Source organism: Vibrio sp. KUL80, assembly GCF_059725495.1.
This window is the reverse complement of record NZ_AP045841.1, coordinates 457,137-478,806: the sequence shown is the minus strand read 5'-3', so window position 1 is coordinate 478,806 and position 21,670 is coordinate 457,137. Positions and strand designations below refer to the sequence as shown.

Sequence of the window (21,670 nt, the reverse complement as noted above, 5' to 3'; positions counted from 1 at the left end):
GATCTCTTCCAAAGTTATCTACTCTATGAGTAACAAGCATAAAAAAGCCCAGTCCAAAGGACTGGGCGTAAAAATCATGTGCGTATGATTTTCAAATTACTTACGGATAGTTTCCGCAGCGCGCTCAGCGCCAACTTTCGCTTCCCACTTCGCGTTTAGCTCTTCGATTGAAGTGCCAGAACGTTTTAGGAAGTCTTTGAAACCGTCCCAGTGAGCGTCCATTACTTGGTGCTCATCAGTTGCAGTTGCAAGCGCTTTTAGACCCCACTCATCTGGAATGAATACTTCGTTGAAGCCAGCGCGTGGGCGGTTTTCTTTCAGTGCTTTAACGAACATGTCAGACTTACGCTTCACTTCTTCGATTGGACCGAAGTGGCTTGGATCGATCACTAGGATGTATGAACCACCTACTGGACATGGTGCATTTTCCATAGTGAAGAAGTCACTTGGTACTGCTGGAAGCTCAGGAGCAATCTTACCTTTCGGGTTGATGATTGCAGTCATTACTTCGTTCCAGATGTTTAGCGAGTATAGACGTGGCGTTAGGAACGTCCATGGTGCTTTACAGTCAGCAACGCGGCCGTAACCTTCGATTAGAGAGCCCCACTTACGTGCATCAGCTGTTAGCTCACCCGTGTCTTGGTCAACAAGTGCTGCAACGTGTAGGTCACGGTCGTTAACGATAGCGTCACAGATGTGAGAGTCGTAACCTTCACCGATCATGATAGACGTGACTAGCGGAAGCTCTTCACCACCGATACATGCAGCGTCGAATGGAGGGCAAGACATTGCTGGATCCATACCGCCGAATGGTGCGTTTAGAGGTACAGAGTTGTTTGAAGACATCGCAAACATGCCTTCTTTCATTGCCATCTGTGTGTAGTTAGAGAAGTTGCCGCCGTCACAGTGGTCGTAACCGAATACGATTGAGATACCGTGCTTACGTGCTTTCTCGATAGCCGTTTGAGCCATTAGCGTACATACGTAGTGTCCAGAAGACTTCTTACCGTTGTAAACAGCCCAAGTGTCACCTTCAGACTCGATTTCTGGAGTTGTAGTCGTATCAAGGATACCCGCTTCGTACGGGATAGTTACCGCTTCGATAACACCCAGACCTTGGTGTAGTTTACCCTGTAGGCCACCTACAAGAAGGTTGTGCGCTAGGATATCAGCGTGTGCTTGAGAGGCACCAATGTGCTTCCAAGATTCAGAAACGATGAATGAGAAGTACTCGTTGTTAAACGTAGTAGTAGGGCTGCTAACTTTAGCCATGGTAATGTCCTCTGTATAAGTAGGAATACGTTTTTATGAAAACTGTAGTCACTTTAACCGATGAGGCATATTTCAGAAGTAACATACTGGATGCTGTTACTTAAACTGTTACCCGTTTTGATGACAAGCGTCACAGAACAGTGGGGCTAATCTGACCATAAAAAAGCCGCTCTATTGAGCGGCTTTTTCAAAGTCTTTTAAAAATCAAGAATTAAGCTTGACCTTTAACTTCTTTAAGACCGTTGTAAGGTGCTTTTTCACCTAGAGCTTCTTCGATACGAATTAGCTGGTTGTACTTAGCAACACGGTCAGAACGGCTCATAGAACCAGTCTTGATTTGACCTGCAGCAGTACCTACCGCTAGGTCAGCGATAGTTGCATCTTCAGTTTCGCCAGAACGGTGAGAGATTACAGCTGTGTAACCTGCGTCTTTAGCCATCTTGATAGCAGCTAGAGTCTCAGTTAGAGAACCGATTTGGTTGAACTTGATAAGGATAGAGTTAGCTACGCCTTTCTCGATACCTTCAGCAAGGATCTTAGTGTTAGTAACGAATAGGTCGTCACCTACTAGTTGAAGCTTGTCACCTAGTAGTTCAGTTTGGTGCTTGAAGCCATCCCAGTCAGACTCGTCTAGACCGTCTTCGATAGAAACGATTGGGAATTGGTTAGCAAGCTCAGCTAGGTAGTGGTTGAACTCTTCAGAAGAGAAAGTCTTACCTTCGCCTTTCATGTTGTAGATGCCAGCTTCTTTGTCGAAGAACTCAGATGCTGCACAGTCCATAGCTAGAGTTACGTCTTTACCTAGTTCGTAACCAGCAGCTGCAACAGCTTCTGCGATAACTTCTAGAGCTTCAGCGTTAGACTTAAGGTTAGGAGCGAAACCACCTTCGTCACCAACTGCAGTGCTGTAGCCTTTAGACTTAAGAACTTTAGCTAGGTTGTGGAATACTTCTGCACCGATACGTAGACCTTCTTTAAGAGTCTTAGCACCAACTGGTTGGATCATGAACTCTTGGATGTCAACGTTGTTGTCTGCGTGCTCACCACCGTTGATGATGTTCATCATTGGTAGAGGCATGGAGAACTGACCAGCAGTACCGTTTAGCTCAGCAATGTGCTCGAACAAAGGCATACCTTTAGCCGCTGCAGCAGCTTTAGCGTTTGCTAGAGAAACAGCTAGGATAGCGTTCGCGCCGAACTTAGACTTGTTTTCAGTACCGTCTAGGTCGATCATTACTTGGTCAACATCAGCTTGAGCTTTAGCGTCTTTACCAACTAGAGCTTCAGCGATTGCACCGTTCACAGCTTCAACAGCTTTAAGAACACCTTTACCTAGGAAACGTGCTTTGTCACCGTCACGTAGCTCAAGAGCTTCGCGAGAACCAGTAGATGCGCCAGATGGAGCCGCAGCCATACCTACGAAACCGCCTTCTAGGTGAACTTCAGCTTCAACAGTTGGGTTACCACGTGAGTCGATGATTTCACGACCTAGAACTTTAACGATCTTAGACATTAATGTTTCCTCTCATTAAATATAAATGTCAAATTTAGGGCAGCCGCACAACCTTCGCTGCCGCCCGTATCCTTTTTACTCTTCTTCAGTACCGCGCTGGTACTCACCTGCTGCCTTAACAAAGCCAGAGAACAGTGGGTGACCATCGCGTGGTGTTGAAGTGAATTCTGGGTGGAACTGCGCAGCTACAAACCATGGGTGTGCTGGGTTCTCGATCACTTCAACCAGTTTCTTGTCTGCTGACAGACCAGAAACTTTAAGACCTGCTTTTTCAATCTGAGGACGAAGTACGTTGTTCACTTCATAGCGGTGACGGTGACGCTCGTGGATCTTCGCGTTGCCGTAAAGTTCGAAAGCTTTCGTGCCTTTCTCAAGGTGACACAGCTGAGAACCTAGACGCATTGTACCGCCAAGGTCTGAGGTTTCAGTACGTTCTTCAACTTTACCTTCACCATCAACCCACTCTGTGATCAAGCCTACCACAGGGTATTTCGTCTCTTTGTTAAATTCTGTTGAATGTGCGCCTTCCATGCCCGCTACGTTACGAGCGTATTCGATAAGCGCCACTTGCATCCCTAGACAGATACCTAGGTAAGGTACTTTGTTCTCACGTGCGTATTGAGCTGCGCGGATCTTACCTTCTACACCACGGTCACCGAAGCCACCTGGTACTAGAATAGCGTCTAGACCTGCTAGTGCTTCTTCGCCTTTGCTCTCAACATCTTGTGAGTCAACGTACTTGATCTTCACGTTCAGACGGTTCTTAAGACCTGCGTGCTTAAGCGCTTCATTCACCGACTTGTACGCATCTGGAAGCTCAATGTACTTACCAACCATACCGATAACAACTTCACCCGTTGGGTTCGCTTCTTCGTAGATAACCTGTTCCCATTCAGATAGGTCAGCTTCTGGAGCGTTGATGCCAAAGCGAGTACAAACAAGATCGTCAAGGCCTTGCGATTTGATAAGCTGAGGGATCTTGTAGATAGAATCTACGTCCTTCATTGAGATAACCGCTTTCTCTGATACGTTACAGAACAGAGCGATCTTCTTACGCTCGTTTGCAGGGATCATGCGATCGCTACGACAAACAAGGATGTCTGGCTGAATACCAATAGATAGAAGCTCTTTTACAGAGTGCTGCGTTGGCTTAGTTTTCACTTCGCCCGCTGCTGCTAGGTAAGGAACGAGAGTCAGGTGCATGAACATTGCACGCTCACGACCAAGCTCAACCGCTAGCTGACGGATTGCTTCCATAAATGGTAGAGATTCGATATCACCAACGGTGCCACCAACTTCAACGATCGCAACGTCATGGCCTTCAGAACCAGCGATGACACGATCTTTAATAGCATTTGTGATGTGTGGGATAACCTGAATAGTCGCACCTAGGTAGTCACCACGACGCTCTTTACGTAGAACGTCAGCGTAAACACGACCAGCAGTAAAGTTGTTGCGTTTTGTCATCTTGGTACGGATGAAACGCTCGTAGTGACCAAGGTCAAGGTCAGTTTCAGCGCCATCTTCCGTGACGAACACTTCACCGTGCTGAGTTGGGCTCATTGTGCCTGGATCAACGTTGATGTAAGGGTCAAGCTTCATCATGGTCACTTTAAGACCACGTGCTTCTAAAATTGCTGCAAGAGATGCTGCTGCAATACCTTTACCTAGAGAGGATACTACCCCGCCAGTAACAAAAATATAATTTGTCGTCATGTTTAACCTGAAGTTGGTTGAATGAGGGAAAATGGATTTCTTCTGGACGGGATGCAAATATACCAGAAGCCCTTTACCGCCACAACGTGAAACTTATCACATTCAAAATTTTTATTTTTTGCTTCAAATCAATAGTAGAAACTTACACCAGCGAGAAGTGGTTCACAAATCCGAGCTGTTTTCTTGTTTTTTTACATCATTCCAAAACGCATCTAACTCGTTAAGGCTAAAGTCTGTCAATAACTTACCTTCGCCCGCAACACGGGCTTCTACACCCTTAAATCGGCGTGCAAATTTGTCATTGGCTTTTCGCAGCGCCACTTCAGGATCTTTCTTCAAATGACGAGAAAGGTTCACCGCGGCAAACAACAAATCGCCCACTTCTTCTTCCAGTTTGTCTTCGTTTACATCGACTTGTATCGCTTCTTCAACGACCTCTTCGATCTCTTCTTGAACCTTCTCAACCACAGGCCCAAGCGCATCCCAATCGAAGCCAAATTTTGCGCAACGTTTCTGTATTTTGTTGGCTTTAGAAAGTGCAGGAAGCGACTGTGGTATTGAGTCTAGAATACTTTGCGCGGTTTTGCCTAGTTGGGCTTTTTCCTTCTGTTTCTCTGCTTCCCAGTTGGCGTTGATCGCCGCTTCATCTTCAAACTCGACGTCAGAAAAAACGTGCGGATGACGACGGGTAAGCTTCTCGTTAAGCCCTTCTACTACCTCATTAAAATCAAACAGTCCCTGCTCTTTGGCCATCTGGCTATAAAAGATGACTTGGAAAAGTAGGTCGCCCAGCTCTTCTTTTAGGTTCGGCCAGTCTTTGTTGTGGATGGCATCCACCACCTCAAAGGTCTCTTCGATGGTGTGAGGAACAATGGTTTCGAAGGTTTGTTTTCTGTCCCATGGGCAGCCTTTTTCTTCGTCGCGGAGCTGAGCCATGATGGTGAGGAGTTGGTCTATGGGTTGGGTCATGTTGGGTTCCTGGTTACGACAAGGGCGAGTGTGATAGCACTCGCCCTTGGTTTTTGTTTTATTTGGATTGAGTTGGGAGCGCGTGGTTTTTACCCCCTCTAACTCCCCCTTATAAAGGGGGAGAACTACTGCTCGCTCCTATCGTCGCATCGCCAAGATTAGTAGGCGATGCGCAGCGAGCCGTTTGCTCCTCCCCTTTATAAGGGGAGGCTGGGAGGGGTAAGATCCACTGAACTAACAGCAATCAACTAAACTACCCCAACCGCTTCACATTCATCACATCTTTAATCTGCTCAATACGCTTAGTCACGCGCGACAACACCTCAATATTGTTCACTTCCAGATCAAAGTCCATGATAGACAATTGGCGCTTGTAATCACTGCGACTCTTCATGCTAGTCACCTTAATCTTTTCGTTGGTCAGCAAGGTAGTGATGTCTTTCAGTAGACCACCACGCTCCATCGCCTCAACACGAATCGTTAAGATGTATGAACCAACAAATCCGCTGCCCCATACCGTATCGATAATACGCTCTGGTGCGTGATGACTGAGCTCTTCAAGCTGCTCACAGTCAGCGCGGTGTACCGAGATACCGCGCCCTTGGGTGATATAACCTTTGATCTGGTCGCCTGGAATTGGCTGACAGCAGCGCGCTAAGTGAGTCATTAGGTTATCGACACCTTCCACCACCACCGCATCTTTGTGCGGGCGGCTTTGCGCTGGAGCCTTGTTCTCTGACTCTTGTAGCTTCTCAAGCGCTTGCTGGTCTTCTTCTTCCGCCGTTGGCTTGTTGACCAAGGCGTTGATGTGGTTGATGATCTGATTGATACGCAGATCGCCACTGCCGATACCGACATACAGCTCGTCCGCCGAGTTTACGTTAAAACGCTTCAGGGCATATTGCTCAGCATCTTTGAGTGTCGCGCCGATCTTAGCCAGCTCGGCCTCAAGGATCTCACGACCCGCTTCTAAATTCTTCTCGCGGCTTTGCTTTCTAAACCACGCATTGATCTTGGCGCGAGCTCGACCAGAGTGCACAAAGCCAAGTGATGGGTTCAACCAGTCACGAGATGGGTTTGGCTCTTTCGCGGTGATGATTTCAACCTGATCACCCATTGCGAGCTTGTGAGTAAACGGGACAATACGTCCAGCGACCTTAGCGCCAATGCATCGGTGTCCCACTTCAGAGTGAATGTGGTAAGCAAAATCAAGCGGAGTCGCGCCCATTGGTAGGTCGACCACATCACCACGCGGTGTAAAGGCATAAACGCGGTCATCAAACACCTGACTGCGAAGCTCATCGAGCATCTCGCCAGAGTCTGACATCTCTTCCTGCCAGTCGAGTAGTTTACGCAGCCACGTGATCTTCTCATCGTAACCACTGCGACCGCCGCTGCCGCCTTCCTTGTACTTCCAGTGCGCGGCAACACCCAACTCTGAGTCTTCGTGCATCTGTTTGGTACGGATCTGGATTTCAATGGTTTTACCTTCTGGCCCCAAGATCACAGTATGAATCGATTGGTAACCATTCGGTTTAGGGTTAGCGACGTAATCGTCAAACTCACTCGGTAAATGCTTGTATTTGGTGTGTACGACACCTAGAGCGGCGTAGCAGTCTTGTAGACGCTCAGCGATGATTCGCACCGCGCGCACGTCAAACAGCTCGTCAAAATCCAGACTCTTCTTCTGCATTTTGCGCCAGATGCTGTAGATATGCTTTGGACGACCACTGACTTCTGCAAGGATGCTCGAGGCTTGCATCTCACTGGTTAGATCGTCAACAAAGTCTTTGATGTATTGCTCACGGACAATACGACGCTCAGAAAGCTGCTTGGCAATTTGTTTGTAGGTGTCTGGCTGCTGGTAGCGGAAGGCGTAGTCTTCAATTTCCCATTTGAGCTGACCGATACCGAGGCGGTTGGCGAGTGGTGCGTAAATGTTGGCACACTCTTTCGCGGCCGCGCGGCGTACCTCATCAGGCTCATCTTTCACTTCGCGTAAGTTACAGATACGCTCTGCAAGCTTAATAACCACGCAGCGAAAGTCGTCAACCATGGCAAGTAGCATGCGACGCACGTTATCGACTTGTCCTGATGCCTCAGAGTCCTCAAGGGTGACGTTGAGCTGACCGATGGCAGCCATTTCTTCCACGCCGTCGATCAGTTTGATGATTTCTTTGCCGTAGTTTTCTTCTAGCAATTCACGATCGTAAAGACCACTAGAGACCACGGGATACAATTGCGCCGCCACCAGCGTCGCTTTATCCATAGACAGGGTAATGAGGATTTCATTCATCTCTCTCCCGCGCCACAACAGCAATGCCCCTTGCTCACTATCGGCAACGATTTCCTCGCACTGACGATACACGTCTTTCAATCTTTTTGAGGTGTTTTTATCTTGCTTAAGTGATGCAATCCAATTGTCCAAATTGAATTGCTCTTCTGGGTTCAAATGCGCGCTTCTTACCGCAACCATTTCTTTTTCTTCCTAGTTTATTGGTTCACTAACCTATCCCAGTTAGCGTTATTACTATGACATCTGCGCTATTTTTCAAACAACGCCATCGACTCAAGGTGACTGGTATGAGGGAACATATCCATCATACCTAATCGAGTCAATGTATAGCCTTGTTCAAGTAGGCTTTGACTGTCTCTCGCAAGGGTAGCAGGATTGCAAGAAACATAAAGGACACGTGTCGCACCTAATGCGGAAACTTGGTCGATCACGCCGCTCGCACCTGCCCTCGCAGGGTCCAACAAAATCTTGTCAAACTGCTGCGATGCCCAAAGCTGCTGAGACAGCTCTTGTTCCAAATTCGCTTGATAAAATTCGACATTCGAAAGGCCATTTAGTTTCGCGTTGTCCGCGGCCCAGTCGACCATATCTTGAACCCCTTCAACACCAACCACGTGGGCACTGCGACTGGCCAGCGGCAGGGTAAAGTTACCCAACCCACAGAATAGGTCTAGTACGCGATCCGTTTCTACTGGCGCTAGCCACTCTAGCGCTTGCGTCACCATACGCGCATTGATCGCTTGATTGACCTGAATGAAATGAGAGGGCAAAAACGGCAGATTGACGCCAACCTCGGCGTAATAGGGCTGCTCTCCGACCACTCGTTCTAATTGATTGGCCTCTGGCATCAAATAAAGCGTGATGCCCATTTGCTCAGCAAACTCGATTAAGCGAGCTTGGTCTTTCTCGCTCAGTGCTTTAGTGTGACGAATAACCGCGATAGGTCCTGACTCGCCAAGCACAAGTTCAAGGTGCCCTAAAATACTTGGCTGTTTAAAGCCATCAAAAATCTTACGTAACTCAGGAATCAATGCATTGAGCTTGTTATCGAGCACAGGGCAATGGTCGACATCGACGATCTGATTGCTCTGTTTGCGTCGAAAGCCCATCATCAGACCACGCTGCTTATCGACATGAATACTCAATCTCGCGCGGCGACGGTAGCCAAGCCCCTCTCCTGTGATCGAAGGTGATAACGCTAGAGTCTGCCCTGCAAACTTAGTCATCAACTGCGATAGCACACGCTCTTTGTGGGTAGTTTGTTCTTCACGCTCTAAGTGCTGCTGGTTGCAACCGCCACACTCATGGTAATGAGGGCAAAACGGTTCGACACGCTGCTCTGAGGACGTTAAGACTTTGATGAGATTGGCTTTGGCAAACTTAGCTTTACTCTCAGTCAACTGCACCAACACCTTTTCATTCGCTAGGGCTCCCTCGACAAATACAGGCTTCTTGTTGATGTAACCGATACCTGCGCCGTGGTGATCCAAGCGTTCAATCTGCACCTCTTGGTGCTTTTTGGAAAAAGAGGTTTTCTTTGTTGGTTTAAAAAAACGTGCCATGACCAGTTCCAAGGCAAAGCGTTAATGCTCTGCGCCTTTAAAATATTGTTAGAGTTTCACTATTCTGAGTCTGAATGATTGTCGAACAGCGCTGCTTTGATTAAGCTTACGTCATCTTGAGGATGCAATACTGGGTATTGTCCCATATCCCCCCATCAGATAATACTCTGTTGGCAAATAATGACTTCGAATTAAAATGACAAGATACGGCCTTCGCGCTCGCGTAATCACATTGACCTTGGCACCGACCCTAATCATCGGTCTTCTTCTGAGTGCCTTTTTCTCGTATAACCGTTATCACGACCTTGAATCACAGGTACTGAATGCGGGGGCGAGCATCATAGAGCCACTCGCTATCGCCAGTGAGCAAGGACTTGTGAATCAGAGCCGCGAGTCCGTACGACGCCTTATTAGTTACGCCCACCGCAAAAACTCAAAATTTGTCCGCAGTATAGCGGTGTTCGACGCCTCTCATGAACTGTTTGTCACCTCAAACTTTCATCCCAACTTTGATACGCTAACGTTTCCCAAAGATAGACCAATACCGTTTCTTAGCTCATCAGAGTTTCATGATAATACTCTGATACTGCGTGCGCCTATTTTGGCAGAGAGCCAGTTAGTATCGGACACCCGAGAACTGACCTCTACCAGCCAGATGCTTGGCTATATCGCGATTGAACTCGACCTATCTTCGCTGCGCTTGCAGCAATACCAAGAAGTCTTCTCCGCCATCCTGGTCATGGTTTTAGGGCTTATCTTGTCAGGCATCTTCGCTTATCGACTCATGTACGATGTTACGCGCCCTATCTCACACATGAAGAATATGGTCGACCGTATCCGTCGTGGTCACCTCGACGTGCGAATTGAGGGCAAGATGCATGGTGAGCTCGACTCACTGAAAAACGGTATCAACGCCATGGCGGTGTCGCTGTCTGAGTACCATGTCGAGATGCAACACAGTATCGACCAGGCCACCTCCGATCTGCGAGAAACACTTGAACAACTTGAGATCCAAAACGTCGAGCTGGATATCGCGAAAAAACGCGCACAAGAAGCCGCCCGAGTGAAATCTGAGTTCTTGGCGAACATGTCACACGAGCTACGAACCCCGCTTAATGGTGTGATTGGCTTTACACGTCAGATGCTGAAGACTCAGCTCACCAATAGCCAGACAGACTATCTACAAACCATTGAAAAATCAGCGAACAACCTGCTGAACATCATTAATGACATTCTTGATTTCTCGAAGCTAGAAGCTGGTAAGCTGGCTCTGGAGAATATACCTTTCGAGTTCCAAGATAGCCTCGATGAAGTCGTCGCCCTGCAGGCCACCAGCGCTCATGAAAAGGGCTTAGAGCTAACCTTAAAAATTGATCCTAAGATCCCAAGCGGCTTGGTGGGAGACCCGCTGCGTATCCAGCAGATCCTGACGAACCTTGTGGGTAACTCAATCAAGTTTACCGAGCGAGGCAATATTGATATTTCCGTAGAACTCAAAAGCACCAAAGAAGACCGAGTGGAACTGCAATTTATGGTGCGAGATACCGGTATCGGTATCTCGGAGCGTCAGCAGGCACAGCTATTCCAAGCATTTAGTCAAGCAGATGCCAGTATCTCAAGACGCTATGGCGGTACAGGTCTGGGTCTGGTTATCACTCAGAAATTGGTAGGGCAAATGGGTGGTGACATCAGTCTAACCAGTCGCCTACACCAAGGCTCGACCTTCTGGTTTACGGTGAAACTCAGTTCAACCGACATTCCTATGTTGGCCCCTATCGACCCAGCGGTGATCAATAACAAGCGCCTACTCTTGGTTGAGCCAAACATGCAAGCCGCCTCTGTGTTGCAACAAACACTGACCAATGAAGGTGTCATGGTGACCTATCGCTCAACCTTACCTGAGCGTATTGAGTCGTTTGACTACATCATTGTCTGCTTGCCTACCAATGAAGAAGTACCACTGACGGTAATTGAGGATTGGATCGCTCGCTGTAAGCAATCGACGTCGAACATCATCATTGGTACCGCGAGTACTCAGCTAGCGCTCTCTGATTACCTAATGCAAACCCATGACGTACAGTGTCTCACTAAGCCATTATCACGTAAGAAACTGCTGCAATCGCTGGTTGAGAAGCAGCCGGCACTTATCGCCCCTGTGGTTGAGGTGGCCTCTACTGAGAAACGCGCACTCAATGTGATGGCGGTAGACGACAACCCAGCGAACCTTAAGCTGATTACGGCGCTTCTCTCTGAACGCGTCGAAACGGTCGTCTCTTGTACCAGCGGTCAAGCGGCTGTAGAGAAGGCGCAAGAGCAGCATTTCGATATGGTATTTATGGATATTCAAATGCCGCAAATGGATGGTGTGACGGCGTGCAAATTGGTCAAAGAGACTCAGCAAAATAGCGCGACACCAGTGGTTGCTGTGACTGCCCATGCGATGACTGGAGAGCGTGATAGATTGCTGTCTGAGGGTATGGATGATTACCTCACCAAGCCAATTGACGAGACCATGCTACTGCAAGTACTCAATAAATGGGTGCCGGTACGCCCATCGGAGCCAGAGTCATGCCTCGATTTTGTCGCACCGAGCGACGTAGCACAGCAGTCAGAAACACCTCAACCGATTGTCATCGAGGCACCGACCTCACAAGTAATCGATTGGAATGCCGCACTCAAGCAAGCCGCAAACAAAGAAGATCTGGCTATCGATATGCTCCAAATGCTGGTCGACTTTATTCCTGAAGTCGCCGAGTTAAGTGAGAATATCCTTGATAATGGCTTTGATGATGTCGAGCAGGTGATTCATTTGATCCACAAACTGCACGGCAGTTGCTCGTATTGCGGAGTCCCAAGGCTAAAATCTATCTGCGCTACGATTGAAAAAGCACTGCGTGCCGGAGACACTTTGGAAGACATTGAGCCTGAACTGTTTGAGCTGCAGGATGAGATGGATAAGGTTCTGGAAAGCTCAAAACTGTATCTAAAAGGGGATAACAGCGAAGATAAGGGCTAGCTTTCAAAGATGACTGTCGCGACGGCATAGTGCCGCTCGTCAGAGATAGAGAGGTGGTTAGACACCACCCCCATAGAAGCCGCAATTTGTGCGGCTTTTTTATTGAGCGTCAGTAAAGGCTTGCCATGCTCATCGTTTGTGACTTCAAAATCATGGAACGTGACACCATGAGCAATACCCGTACCTAGAGCTTTAGAGGCAGCTTCCTTGACAGCAAAGCGCTTAGCTAAAAAGCGCCCCTGCTGCTTCAGGCTCTGGAACTGCGCAAACTCATTCTCAGTCAAGATACGCTTAGCAAACGCCTCACCTGTTCGCGACAACGCCTTCTCTACACGCTCTATTTCTGCAATGTCTGTCCCTAGTCCTAAGATTGCCACTAAGTCTCGCCTCTACTCGTTATATACCGCGCTCAGATTATCCGCGTCGCGCCGCTTCCATGACCGCTTTCATGTCAGCAACGGCTTTATGCAGGCCATCAAATACCGCGCGACCAATAATAGAGTGACCAATGTTCAGCTCGTAGATCTCTGGCAATGCCGCGATAGGGCCAACGTTGTGGTAAGTCAGGCCGTGACCTGCGTTAACCGTGATACCGATGTCCGCCGCGTAGCTTGCACCAGCTGCGATCTTCTTCAGTTCGTCTTGCTGATCTTCTTCCGTTTCGGCATCCGCGTAGTGACCGGTGTGAAGCTCGATGAATGGTGCACCAGCCGCTTTTGAAGCATCGATCTGCTCGCGATCAGCGTCGATAAACAGAGACACTTTAATGCCTGCTGCCGTTAGCTTCTCAGTCGCAGCCTTGATCTTTTCAAACTGACCTTTAACGTCTAGACCACCTTCCGTCGTCAGCTCTTCACGCTTCTCTGGTACCAGACACACGAATTCAGGCTTAGTTTTTAGCGCGATGTCGATCATCTCATCGGTGACTGCCATTTCTAGGTTCATACGCGTTTGCAGCGTTTCACGCAGGATACGCACGTCGCGGTCTAGGATGTGGCGGCGGTCTTCACGAAGGTGAATCGTGATGCCATCTGCGCCTGCACGCTCAGCAATCTCTGCTGCGTGCACTGGGTCTGGATACTTAGTACCGCGAGCATTACGTAGGGTCGCGATATGGTCAATATTGATACCTAAAAGGATAGAACTCATCGATGATTACTCCATGATCAGGACTGCTTCATTCGAAACAGCTCCCTGCTTTTTAATGGTTTTCCGCCAAGATACGGCTTTAATGCTATGCGTGTAAAGCGTTTTGCCGCTTGTAACTGTGTTTTACTTAGGAAACGTCGCTCACTGATGGCGATGAGCTCTTCACCTAAAAAGGTCAGATTGTCTCTCCGCACACTCGCGATGAATCCCTTCTGCTCGCGATAACGATAAGTCATTGTCGGGTCTATAGGTTCGCCGGTACCAGCACAGTGCAAGAAGTCTACACCGTATCCCATTGCAGAAAGTAGAGCGAGTTCAAAACGCCGCAAAGCAGGTTCAGGATTGGTATTGTGGGCGAGCTCTGTTAAAGCTTGAAGATAGTCGTGAAACAATTCAGGAAACGGTATCTCACTTGCCAATACGCGAGCAATCAGCTCATTCACGTACATAGCAGAATAGAGGTTCACACCGGTTAACGGCAGACCAAGACTGATGGCCTCCGCTTGTCTCAATGTTTTCATTGAGCCATTGCCGGACCACTTCAACAATAATGGGGTAAAAGGCTGTAGAGCGCCTTTGAGATTAGAGCGCTTACTTCGAGCGCCTTTGGATAGCAGCGTAACACGACCATATTCCTCACTGAATATATCGAGTATTAAGCTCGATTCACTGTAAGGTCTTCGATGCAAAACAAAGCAACGTTGCAATCCATCCATAGGTCATATTCTGTCTAAAGGGGATCAGAGCAGCGAGTGCTACTCTGATCTAGGGTATTATTTGTTTTCGATATCGTCGATGTAGCCAAGGGAGCGCAGTGCACGCTCATCATCAGCCCAACCTGATTTCACTTTCACCCAGGTCTCTAGGTACACTTTACGGTCGAACAGCTCTTCCATATCAAGACGAGCTTCACGGCCGATGGTTTTGATCTTCTCACCACCTTTACCAATCACCATCTTCTTCTGGCCACTGCGCTCTACAAGGATCAGCGCATTGATGTGGAAGCCATCGGTATCTGGGTTGTAATCGAAGCGTTCAATCTCAACCGTTACCGAGTAAGGTAGCTCGTCACCGGTGAATCGCATTAGCTTTTCACGCAGGATTTCAGATGCCATAAAACGCTGAGAGCGGTCAGTCACATACTCTTCTGGGAAGTGGTGAATCGCTTCAGGCAGGTGCTCACGAACATGCTGTCGAATCACGTCGATGTTCTTGCCGTGCTTGGCCGAAATTGGCACTACATCAACAAATTCCATCTTCTTGGTCATCTCTTGCATGTGCAGCATCACGTCATTGCGATCTTTCACATTGTCTACCTTGTTGATACACAAGATAACTGGGAAGTTCGACTTACGCAGCTTAGTCAGCACCATCTCATCATCGTCAGTCCACTGTGTGCCATCCACAAGGAATAGTACCAAGTTCACATCACTTAGAGAACTGTTTGCCGCGCGGTTCATTAGGCGGTTGATCGCACGCTTCTCTTCGATATGTAGACCCGGAGTGTCAACATAGATCGCTTGATAGTCACCTTCAGTGTCCACACCCATGATACGGTGGCGCGTTGTTTGAGGCTTGCGTGAGGTGATCGAGATCTTCTGTCCTAAAATGCGATTAAGCAGCGTCGATTTACCGACGTTAGGGCGACCTACGATAGCCACAAAGCCACAGTGCTGCTCACCAGTGCTTTCTTGGGTTGTTGCGCTTGTCGAGTCGCTCGTTGAAGCGAAATACGCATCGAGATCGAACTCTTGATCAGAATTTGGTTTATCAGACATTGGTCAGTTTCTCTAGAGCCAGTTCCGCAGCCGCTTGTTCTGCCTTGCGGCGGCTGGTGCCTTTGCCGATAACAGGCTTATCCACACCTGCCACTTCACAGGAAACGGTAAACTCTTGGTTATGCGCTTCCCCTTTAATATTAGTCACTGTGTAGACAGGGAGTGGTTTTCTTCGACCTTGTAGAAACTCTTGCAGGCGAGTTTTTGGATCTTTCTGTGACACACCCGGCTTGATCGCGTCAAGACGCGATTGATACCAGCTCAGCACGATGCCGCGAACCGTCTCGACATCGCTATCAAGATAAATCGCGCCAATAATCGCTTCAACCGCATCAGCCAAGATTGAGTCACGACGGAATCCGCCACTCTTCAGCTCGCCTGGACCTAATTTTAAGTAATCTCCCAAGACGAATTCACGCCCTAGCTCAGCCAGAGTATTACCTCTAACCAAGGTGGCACGCATTCGACTCATGTCCCCTTCGTTTACCTTAGGAAAACGATGGTAAAGATCGTCAGCAATGACAAAACTTAAAATTGAATCGCCCAGAAATTCTAGTCGTTCGTTATGGTTGCCGTGGGCGCTGCGGTGAGTCAGCGCCAGCATCAGCAGCTCGCTATCATTGAACTGATAGCCGAGCTTTTTTTCTAAAAGTTTAATAGGAGAATTCATGCTCTCTCGTTCAGTCTATTCCACCGATGCGATTAAATCTGACACCGGTTGGGATCCATGTAGGCAGAATGCTGTCTGCACCACGTTCAAATTCGAAGCTAATCCAAATGCCAACCGCTTTACCCACTAGGTTGCCTTCTGGCACAAAGCCCCAGTAACGACTGTCGGCACTGTTGTCACGGTTATCACCCATCACAAAGTACTGACCTTCTGGCACAACCCATTCGTTCACGCCATTGCGTGGCTGATATTGATCAACACGGTCACGACGCAGTGGATTCACCAATACCTGGTGACCCACTTCACCCAGCTTTTCATCCATCTGGATAAGCGGGATACCATTTTGGATAAAGGGACTGTCTTGGACATTAGACAGCTTAACCGGCTTACAGTTTGACTCGCCTGGACGCTGAATACAGATATCCTTACGAGCGCTGTAACGAACCGTATCACCCGGCAGACCAACGACACGCTTAATGTAGTCAATATTTGGCTGCGGTGGGTACTTAAATACGACAACATCGCCTCGCTCTGGTTTGCCAGTTTCAACTAGCTGAGTGCGCCATACTGGATCTTTTAATCCGTACGCATACTTCTCAACCAAGATGAAATCACCAACCAATAGCGTTGGCATCATTGAACCTGATGGGATTTGGAACGGCTCGTAAATGAACGAACGCAACACCAAAACAAAGGCAATCACAGGGAAGATTGAAACACTATTCTCAACAAACCAAGATGGCGCGACCGCTTTGTTTGCCGTCTCTTCATCAATTTGATTTGCTTGTGCTTGGATATCGGCCAGCTTCTGCTGACGCTGCTTTTTTAATACGAGCTTATCCAAAACCCAAACGACACCAGTCACTAACGTCACGATGACGAGGATCAATGAGAAGGTATTAGCCATTCAATTCCCTTAATTTTCGTATCTTTAAAAATAACGAAAGTGAAAGCACTCACTGAGCACTTTCACTTCTGCTGTATTATGTCGCCACGTTAAGCAAAAGAATTAGTCTTTGCCTACGTGTAGAATCGCAAGGAACGCTTCTTGAGGCAGTTCAACATTACCGATCTGCTTCATACGCTTCTTACCTTCTTTCTGTTTCTTCAACAGTTTCTTCTTACGGCTCACGTCACCACCGTAACATTTCGCGATTACGTTTTTACGTAACTGTTTCACAGTCGAACGCGCAATGATGTGGTTACCGATCGCAGCCTGAATCGCGATATCGAACATCTGGCGAGGGATGAACTCTTTCATCTTCTCAACCAACTGACGACCACGGCTCTGAGATTGGTCTTTGTGTGTGATGATTGCCAGTGCGTCTACTGTATCGCCGTTCAGCAGTACGTCTACACGAACCATGTTCGACGCTTCAAAGCGTTGGAAGTTGTAATCCAGTGATGCGTAACCACGAGAGGTCGACTTCAGACGGTCGAAGAAGTCGAGTACCACTTCTGCCATCGGGATATCGTAAGTCACAGCCACTTGGTTACCGTGGTAAACCATATCTACCTGAGTACCGCGCTTCTCAACACAAAGCGTAATCACGTTACCTAAGTAATCTGATGGTACTAGGATATTACAACGCGCGATTGGCTCACGGATCTCTTCAATATCGTTGGTTGCCGGCAGTTTCGCTGGGCTATCAACATAGTGCAGTGAACCGTCCGTTTTCTCGACTTCGTAGACTACCGTCGGCGCTGTCGTGATCAGATCTAGGTCGTATTCACGCTCTAGACGCTCTTGGATGATCTCCATGTGAAGCATACCCAAGAAGCCACAACGGAAACCAAAACCAAGTGCAGCTGAGCTCTCTGGCTCATAGAACAGTGACGCATCGTTTAGGCTCAGTTTGCCTAGTGCATCACGGAAGTTTTCGTAATCATCAGACGATACTGGGAATAGACCTGCGTATACCTGTGGTTTAACTTTTTGGAAGCCTGGTAGTGCCACTTCACAGCCATTCTTAGCTGTAGTCAGTGTATCACCCACTGGCGCGCCAAGGATGTCTTTAATACCACATACAACCCAGCCTACTTCACCAGTATTTAACTCAGTCGTATCAACTTGTTTAGGTGTGAAGATACCGATACGGTCAACCCCCCAAACCTGGCCGGTACTCATTACTTTGATCTTGTCATTCTTCTTCAGCACGCCGTTTTTGATACGTACTAGAGAAACAACACCAAGGTAGTTATCGAACCAAGAGTCAATGATAAGTGCTTGCAGTGGATCGTCTGGGTTGCCTTCTGGCGCAGGAATCGCTTTTACGATCTCTTCAAGAACGTCGTCTACACCTAGACCGGTCTTCGCTGAACAGCGAACCGCTTCCATCGCGTCGATACCGACGATCTCTTCGATCTCCTCAGCTACGCGCTCTGGCTCTGCTGCTGGAAGGTCGATCTTGTTGAGAACTGGAACCACTTCAAGTTCCATTTCAATTGCGGTGTAGCAGTTAGCGAGTGTCTGAGCTTCAACGCCCTGACCCGCATCAACCACCAGTAGCGCACCTTCACAAGCCGCCAATGAACGTGATACTTCGTATGAGAAGTCAACGTGTCCTGGAGTATCGATAAAGTTTAGCTGATAGGTTTCCCCATCTTTCGCCGTGTAATCCAGAGTAACACTCTGAGCTTTAATAGTGATACCGCGCTCGCGCTCTAGATCCATAGAATCAAGAACCTGTGCCGCCATTTCACGGTCGCTTAAGCCGCCGCAAACTTGGATCAAACGGTCCGACAGCGTCGATTTACCGTGGTCAATGTGGGCGATAATAGAAAAGTTACGAATGTGCTTCATAGATTTGGTGTAGCTAAACTCTTAAACAATTAGGGAATGAAATAGCGGAAAAAACACGCATTTCAATTAAGTTGGCAGATTCTACCCAATTTCGTTGCGGTTCGCACCTTATTTAGGCAATGGACTGCCCGAGCACCCGCACCAATTCAACCTGTTGATGCGATGCCGCTTCCATCGGTGATACCCATTTTTTCGCAAGTCTGAAGCCAAGGTAGGCAGAAATTGCTGAAAAACCAATCACCACCAGCTCACTGTCGCCAAGCAAGGGCGCCAACCACAACTGGCCAGCCATCGCTCCCAAAAACAGAAACAGTAGCGGCAATAAATAGATCAATGCTGCCGATTGCAGCAGACTTTTCTCTGGAAACGCGATTTCGACAACATCGCCTGGGTTGACGGTTTTGGAGGTCAGTAGGTGCCAGTTCAGCTGTTTGTTACCGACCGCTTTGGTGACAATGCCGGTTCCACAACTGTTTTTTGATTGGCAAGAGCTGCAACTGGTTTGCTGATCGCAGCTCAATTCGACTTGGTAACGATGACCACGGCTTGTCACCGAGGTCACCGTTGCAAGAGCGGTCATCATGGGGTTACGCCTTCATCTGCTTGCTGTACTTTATTCAGTTTAACAGATTGTGCGATACGCTGCGCAGTGGCTGGAGGAATGTCGCCAACAACAGAGATCTGTTTATCGCCGGTCACTATGCTGTGTACGGTGCGGCGCCCTTGGCGAATCAGTTGCCCTTTCATAGAGTTACTGTCACGCTCAGACACATAGACCGAGAAACTAAATAACCCATCGGTGTACATTTGGCTTTCCACCACATCTTCAGAGGCTATCATTCGGTAGCGATTCAAGTCTTTCGGATTGAAACCACTTGGCACCCAACCCACCTGCCAGAACGTATTCTCGATGTTGCCTTTTGGAAGAGACAACACAGCCGGAAGCTGAACCTCATCCAGTGAGCTCAGCATAGTCGCAATGTGATCGTTGATGCTGTAAGAGATCACGCGATACTGCTCTAAGATCTCGCCATCACGATCCAATAGATCGGCGCGCAGTGGTAATTTGCTCTTTTCGTCCACCCACAATACGTAGGAATAACGCAGGCCATCTTTTGGCACCACTCGGAACACCTGCGCTGCAGCGCCAGCCTCTCGAGCACGCCCAACTCTGACGTAGTCGTAGTATTGACTCAGCTTCTTGATGTCACTGTTTAATAGTGGCATCAATGGAGCCACCATCTTACCCGACTCAATCGTAAATGGATCGACACCAGGTTCGATGTAGCTGACTTCGTTGCCGCGTCGGATAACTTCTCGGACAGGGCCGCTCAAATAAACTAAGTGGGCGAGCTGCTGCTCTTCATGAGTCGCATGACGATAGAGCAGAGGTTCGATACTGCTCTTTTTGATAAGGATATAAGACAGCTCGTAGTTCAATTGCTGACTGGCTTCATTCATCTGATGCAACAAAGCCTCTACAGAAGATTCCTCTTCTGCAAAGGCCGAGTTAGCAAACAAACTGAACAGCAATAACGAACTGGTCAGAAGTTTTTTCATTCAATTACCGATTCTGTATCCGTATTCAGCGAGGCGTGGTCTTCGCTGTTTAAGCGTAATTGCAACTCATAGTCTTGCAGCAACGCATTAATGCGACGACGCTGCTCTTGCACGTTAGCGCTTTCGTTTGAACTCGTCTTAGCGACTGAGTCACGAGTCAAGCTCACTGGCTCTGCACTACCGGCAAATGGAATCGTTTGTAAAACAGGAAGTTGCTCAATCTCTGGCTGCGTTGCATCTTGGCCAGAGAACTGTTGAACACCCAAAATTACAGCCATGGATACGCACGCCGCAATACCCACTTGACCAAACTGCGTGAGCCACGCTGGCAACTGACGCTTCGCCTGTGAAGGCGTTGGTTGTGATTCAATCGGAGTAACCGTTTCGGTGTTCACGCTTTGATGCGCAGGCTCACCTTCAAGAGCTAGCGCCACACTTTCAGCGATGTTCCAATCCAGACTCTGGGGCTCATCACCTCGCATCACATCACCGATCAGATGATAGTTTTGCCAGGCTTCTTTGCTCTCCTGATCGTTCTCTAACGCTTCAATTAACGCGTCATCGATCAGGTCTCCATCCATGAATGCTGAAAGCTTCTGTTTGTCAGCCATTATATTCACCATAGTTGTAACTAGTTTTAGCGTTGAAGAAGAGGCTTAATCTTCTTCTCTACCGCTTCACGAGCACGGAAGATGCGCGAACGCACCGTTCCTACTGGGCAATCCATTACTTCTGCGATTTCTTCGTAGCTCAAACCATCAAGCTCACGTAAGGTCATCGCAGTCTTTAAGTCTTCTGGTAACGCTTCAATTGCAGCGAAAACTGTTCGCTTCAATTCGTTCGACAACGTTAAGTTCTCAGGGTTCGAAATTTCTTTCAAAGCGTTACCGGTTTCAAAAAATTCGGCATCTTCTGCATCCACATCGCTGGCAGGCGGTCTTCGACTCTGTGCCACTATGTGGTTTTTTGCGGTGTTCACTGCTATGCGATACAACCAAGTATAGAAGGCACTCTCGCCTCTAAACGTCGGGATCGCTCGATACGCTTTAATAAATGCTTCTTGGGCTATGTCCGCTACATCGCCCGAATTGCTCACGTATCTTGATATGAGATTGCAAACCTTGTTTTGATAGCGCAAAACCAATAGGTTAAATGCTTGTTTATCTCCACTTTGAACGCGCTCAATCAACACCTGATCGGTCGGCTGCTCGTTCATGCGAGCGTTCACTCCTATTCGTTATTACTCTTACCTTCTCAGATATGAGTATTAATTATGCATAATGTAGTCTTGACACCACCGCTAACATGAGCACTATTGTGACTCTATGCAATTTGGAAAGTTCCAAAATTTCTGCATTTTTTTGTT

Annotated in this window: 18 protein-coding genes; 1 reads left to right on the top strand and 17 read right to left on the bottom strand. The window is 48.1% G+C overall.

What is annotated here, in order from left to right; translation table 11 throughout:
* Positions 1-96: 96 nt before the first annotated feature.
* The 6 genes from AC6I8U_RS02210 to rlmD all read right to left on the bottom strand — a co-directional run bounded on the left by AC6I8U_RS02210 (position 97) and on the right by rlmD (position 9,328).
* A complete protein-coding gene (locus tag AC6I8U_RS02210) occupies positions 97-1,272 on the bottom strand; it encodes an Ldh family oxidoreductase (RefSeq protein ID WP_498017627.1) in 1,176 nt (391 codons plus the stop codon).
* Between the two features lie 211 nt (positions 1,273-1,483).
* On the bottom strand, positions 1,484-2,785 hold the full coding sequence (gene eno, locus AC6I8U_RS02205) for a phosphopyruvate hydratase (RefSeq protein WP_042473318.1): 1,302 nt from the start codon (positions 2,783-2,785) through the stop codon (positions 1,484-1,486).
* Between the two features lie 75 nt (positions 2,786-2,860).
* A complete protein-coding gene (gene pyrG / locus AC6I8U_RS02200; protein ID WP_128648964.1) occupies positions 2,861-4,501 on the bottom strand; it encodes a CTP synthase in 1,641 nt (546 codons plus the stop codon).
* A 162-nt stretch (positions 4,502-4,663) separates the two neighbouring features.
* The gene (mazG, locus tag AC6I8U_RS02195; RefSeq protein WP_252012578.1) at positions 4,664-5,470 is read right to left on the bottom strand and encodes a nucleoside triphosphate pyrophosphohydrolase; all 807 of its coding nucleotides are present in this window, start codon (positions 5,468-5,470) and stop codon (positions 4,664-4,666) included.
* 253 nt (positions 5,471-5,723) lie between these two features.
* Positions 5,724-7,946, bottom strand: coding sequence for a GTP diphosphokinase (gene relA / locus AC6I8U_RS02190; RefSeq protein WP_498017626.1), 2,223 nt, complete (start codon positions 7,944-7,946; stop codon positions 5,724-5,726).
* Between the two features lie 68 nt (positions 7,947-8,014).
* The gene (rlmD, locus tag AC6I8U_RS02185) at positions 8,015-9,328 is read right to left on the bottom strand and encodes a 23S rRNA (uracil(1939)-C(5))-methyltransferase RlmD (protein ID WP_498017625.1); all 1,314 of its coding nucleotides are present in this window, start codon (positions 9,326-9,328) and stop codon (positions 8,015-8,017) included.
* A 196-nt stretch (positions 9,329-9,524) separates the two neighbouring features.
* On the opposite strand from rlmD, the gene barA reads away from it, so the two are divergent.
* Positions 9,525-12,344, top strand: a complete 2,820-nt coding sequence (barA, locus tag AC6I8U_RS02180; protein WP_498017624.1) for a two-component sensor histidine kinase BarA — start codon at positions 9,525-9,527, stop codon at positions 12,342-12,344.
* On the opposite strand, the gene acpS is transcribed toward barA, so the two are convergent.
* From acpS to rpoE, 11 genes are all read right to left on the bottom strand, one after another.
* A complete protein-coding gene (gene acpS / locus AC6I8U_RS02175) occupies positions 12,341-12,721 on the bottom strand; it encodes a holo-ACP synthase (protein WP_498017623.1) in 381 nt (126 codons plus the stop codon). The two genes, barA and acpS, sit on opposite strands and share 4 nt — an antisense overlap.
* Before the next feature lie 37 nt (positions 12,722-12,758).
* A complete protein-coding gene (pdxJ, locus tag AC6I8U_RS02170; RefSeq protein WP_042473306.1) occupies positions 12,759-13,493 on the bottom strand; it encodes a pyridoxine 5'-phosphate synthase in 735 nt (244 codons plus the stop codon).
* 17 nt (positions 13,494-13,510) lie between these two features.
* Entirely contained in the window at positions 13,511-14,209 is a 699-nt protein-coding gene (gene recO / locus AC6I8U_RS02165; RefSeq protein ID WP_498017622.1) for a DNA repair protein RecO, read from the bottom strand.
* Positions 14,210-14,266: 57 nt separating this feature from the next.
* On the bottom strand, positions 14,267-15,271 hold the full coding sequence (gene era, locus AC6I8U_RS02160; protein WP_498017621.1) for a GTPase Era: 1,005 nt from the start codon (positions 15,269-15,271) through the stop codon (positions 14,267-14,269).
* On the bottom strand, positions 15,264-15,941 hold the full coding sequence (gene rnc, locus AC6I8U_RS02155) for a ribonuclease III (RefSeq protein ID WP_042473301.1): 678 nt from the start codon (positions 15,939-15,941) through the stop codon (positions 15,264-15,266). Before rnc ends, era begins: the two co-directional genes overlap by 8 nt.
* Before the next feature lie 10 nt (positions 15,942-15,951).
* Positions 15,952-16,848 carry a signal peptidase I gene (lepB, locus tag AC6I8U_RS02150; protein WP_498017620.1) on the bottom strand — a complete coding sequence of 299 codons (897 nt, stop codon included), beginning with the start codon at positions 16,846-16,848 and terminating at the stop codon, positions 15,952-15,954.
* A gap of 102 nt (positions 16,849-16,950) precedes the next feature.
* Positions 16,951-18,744 carry a translation elongation factor 4 gene (lepA, locus tag AC6I8U_RS02145; protein WP_042473300.1) on the bottom strand — a complete coding sequence of 598 codons (1,794 nt, stop codon included), beginning with the start codon at positions 18,742-18,744 and terminating at the stop codon, positions 16,951-16,953.
* 112 nt (positions 18,745-18,856) lie between these two features.
* The gene (locus AC6I8U_RS02140; RefSeq protein ID WP_498017619.1) at positions 18,857-19,327 is read right to left on the bottom strand and encodes a SoxR reducing system RseC family protein; all 471 of its coding nucleotides are present in this window, start codon (positions 19,325-19,327) and stop codon (positions 18,857-18,859) included.
* A complete protein-coding gene (gene rseB, locus AC6I8U_RS02135) occupies positions 19,324-20,304 on the bottom strand; it encodes a sigma-E factor regulatory protein RseB (RefSeq protein WP_234495132.1) in 981 nt (326 codons plus the stop codon). The genes AC6I8U_RS02140 and rseB overlap by 4 nt, the downstream gene beginning before the upstream one ends.
* Entirely contained in the window at positions 20,301-20,927 is a 627-nt protein-coding gene (locus AC6I8U_RS02130; protein WP_498017618.1) for an RseA family anti-sigma factor, read from the bottom strand. Before AC6I8U_RS02130 ends, rseB begins: the two co-directional genes overlap by 4 nt.
* A gap of 14 nt (positions 20,928-20,941) precedes the next feature.
* Positions 20,942-21,520, bottom strand: a complete 579-nt coding sequence (rpoE, locus tag AC6I8U_RS02125; protein ID WP_103882021.1) for an RNA polymerase sigma factor RpoE — start codon at positions 21,518-21,520, stop codon at positions 20,942-20,944.
* Positions 21,521-21,670 lie beyond the last annotated feature (150 nt).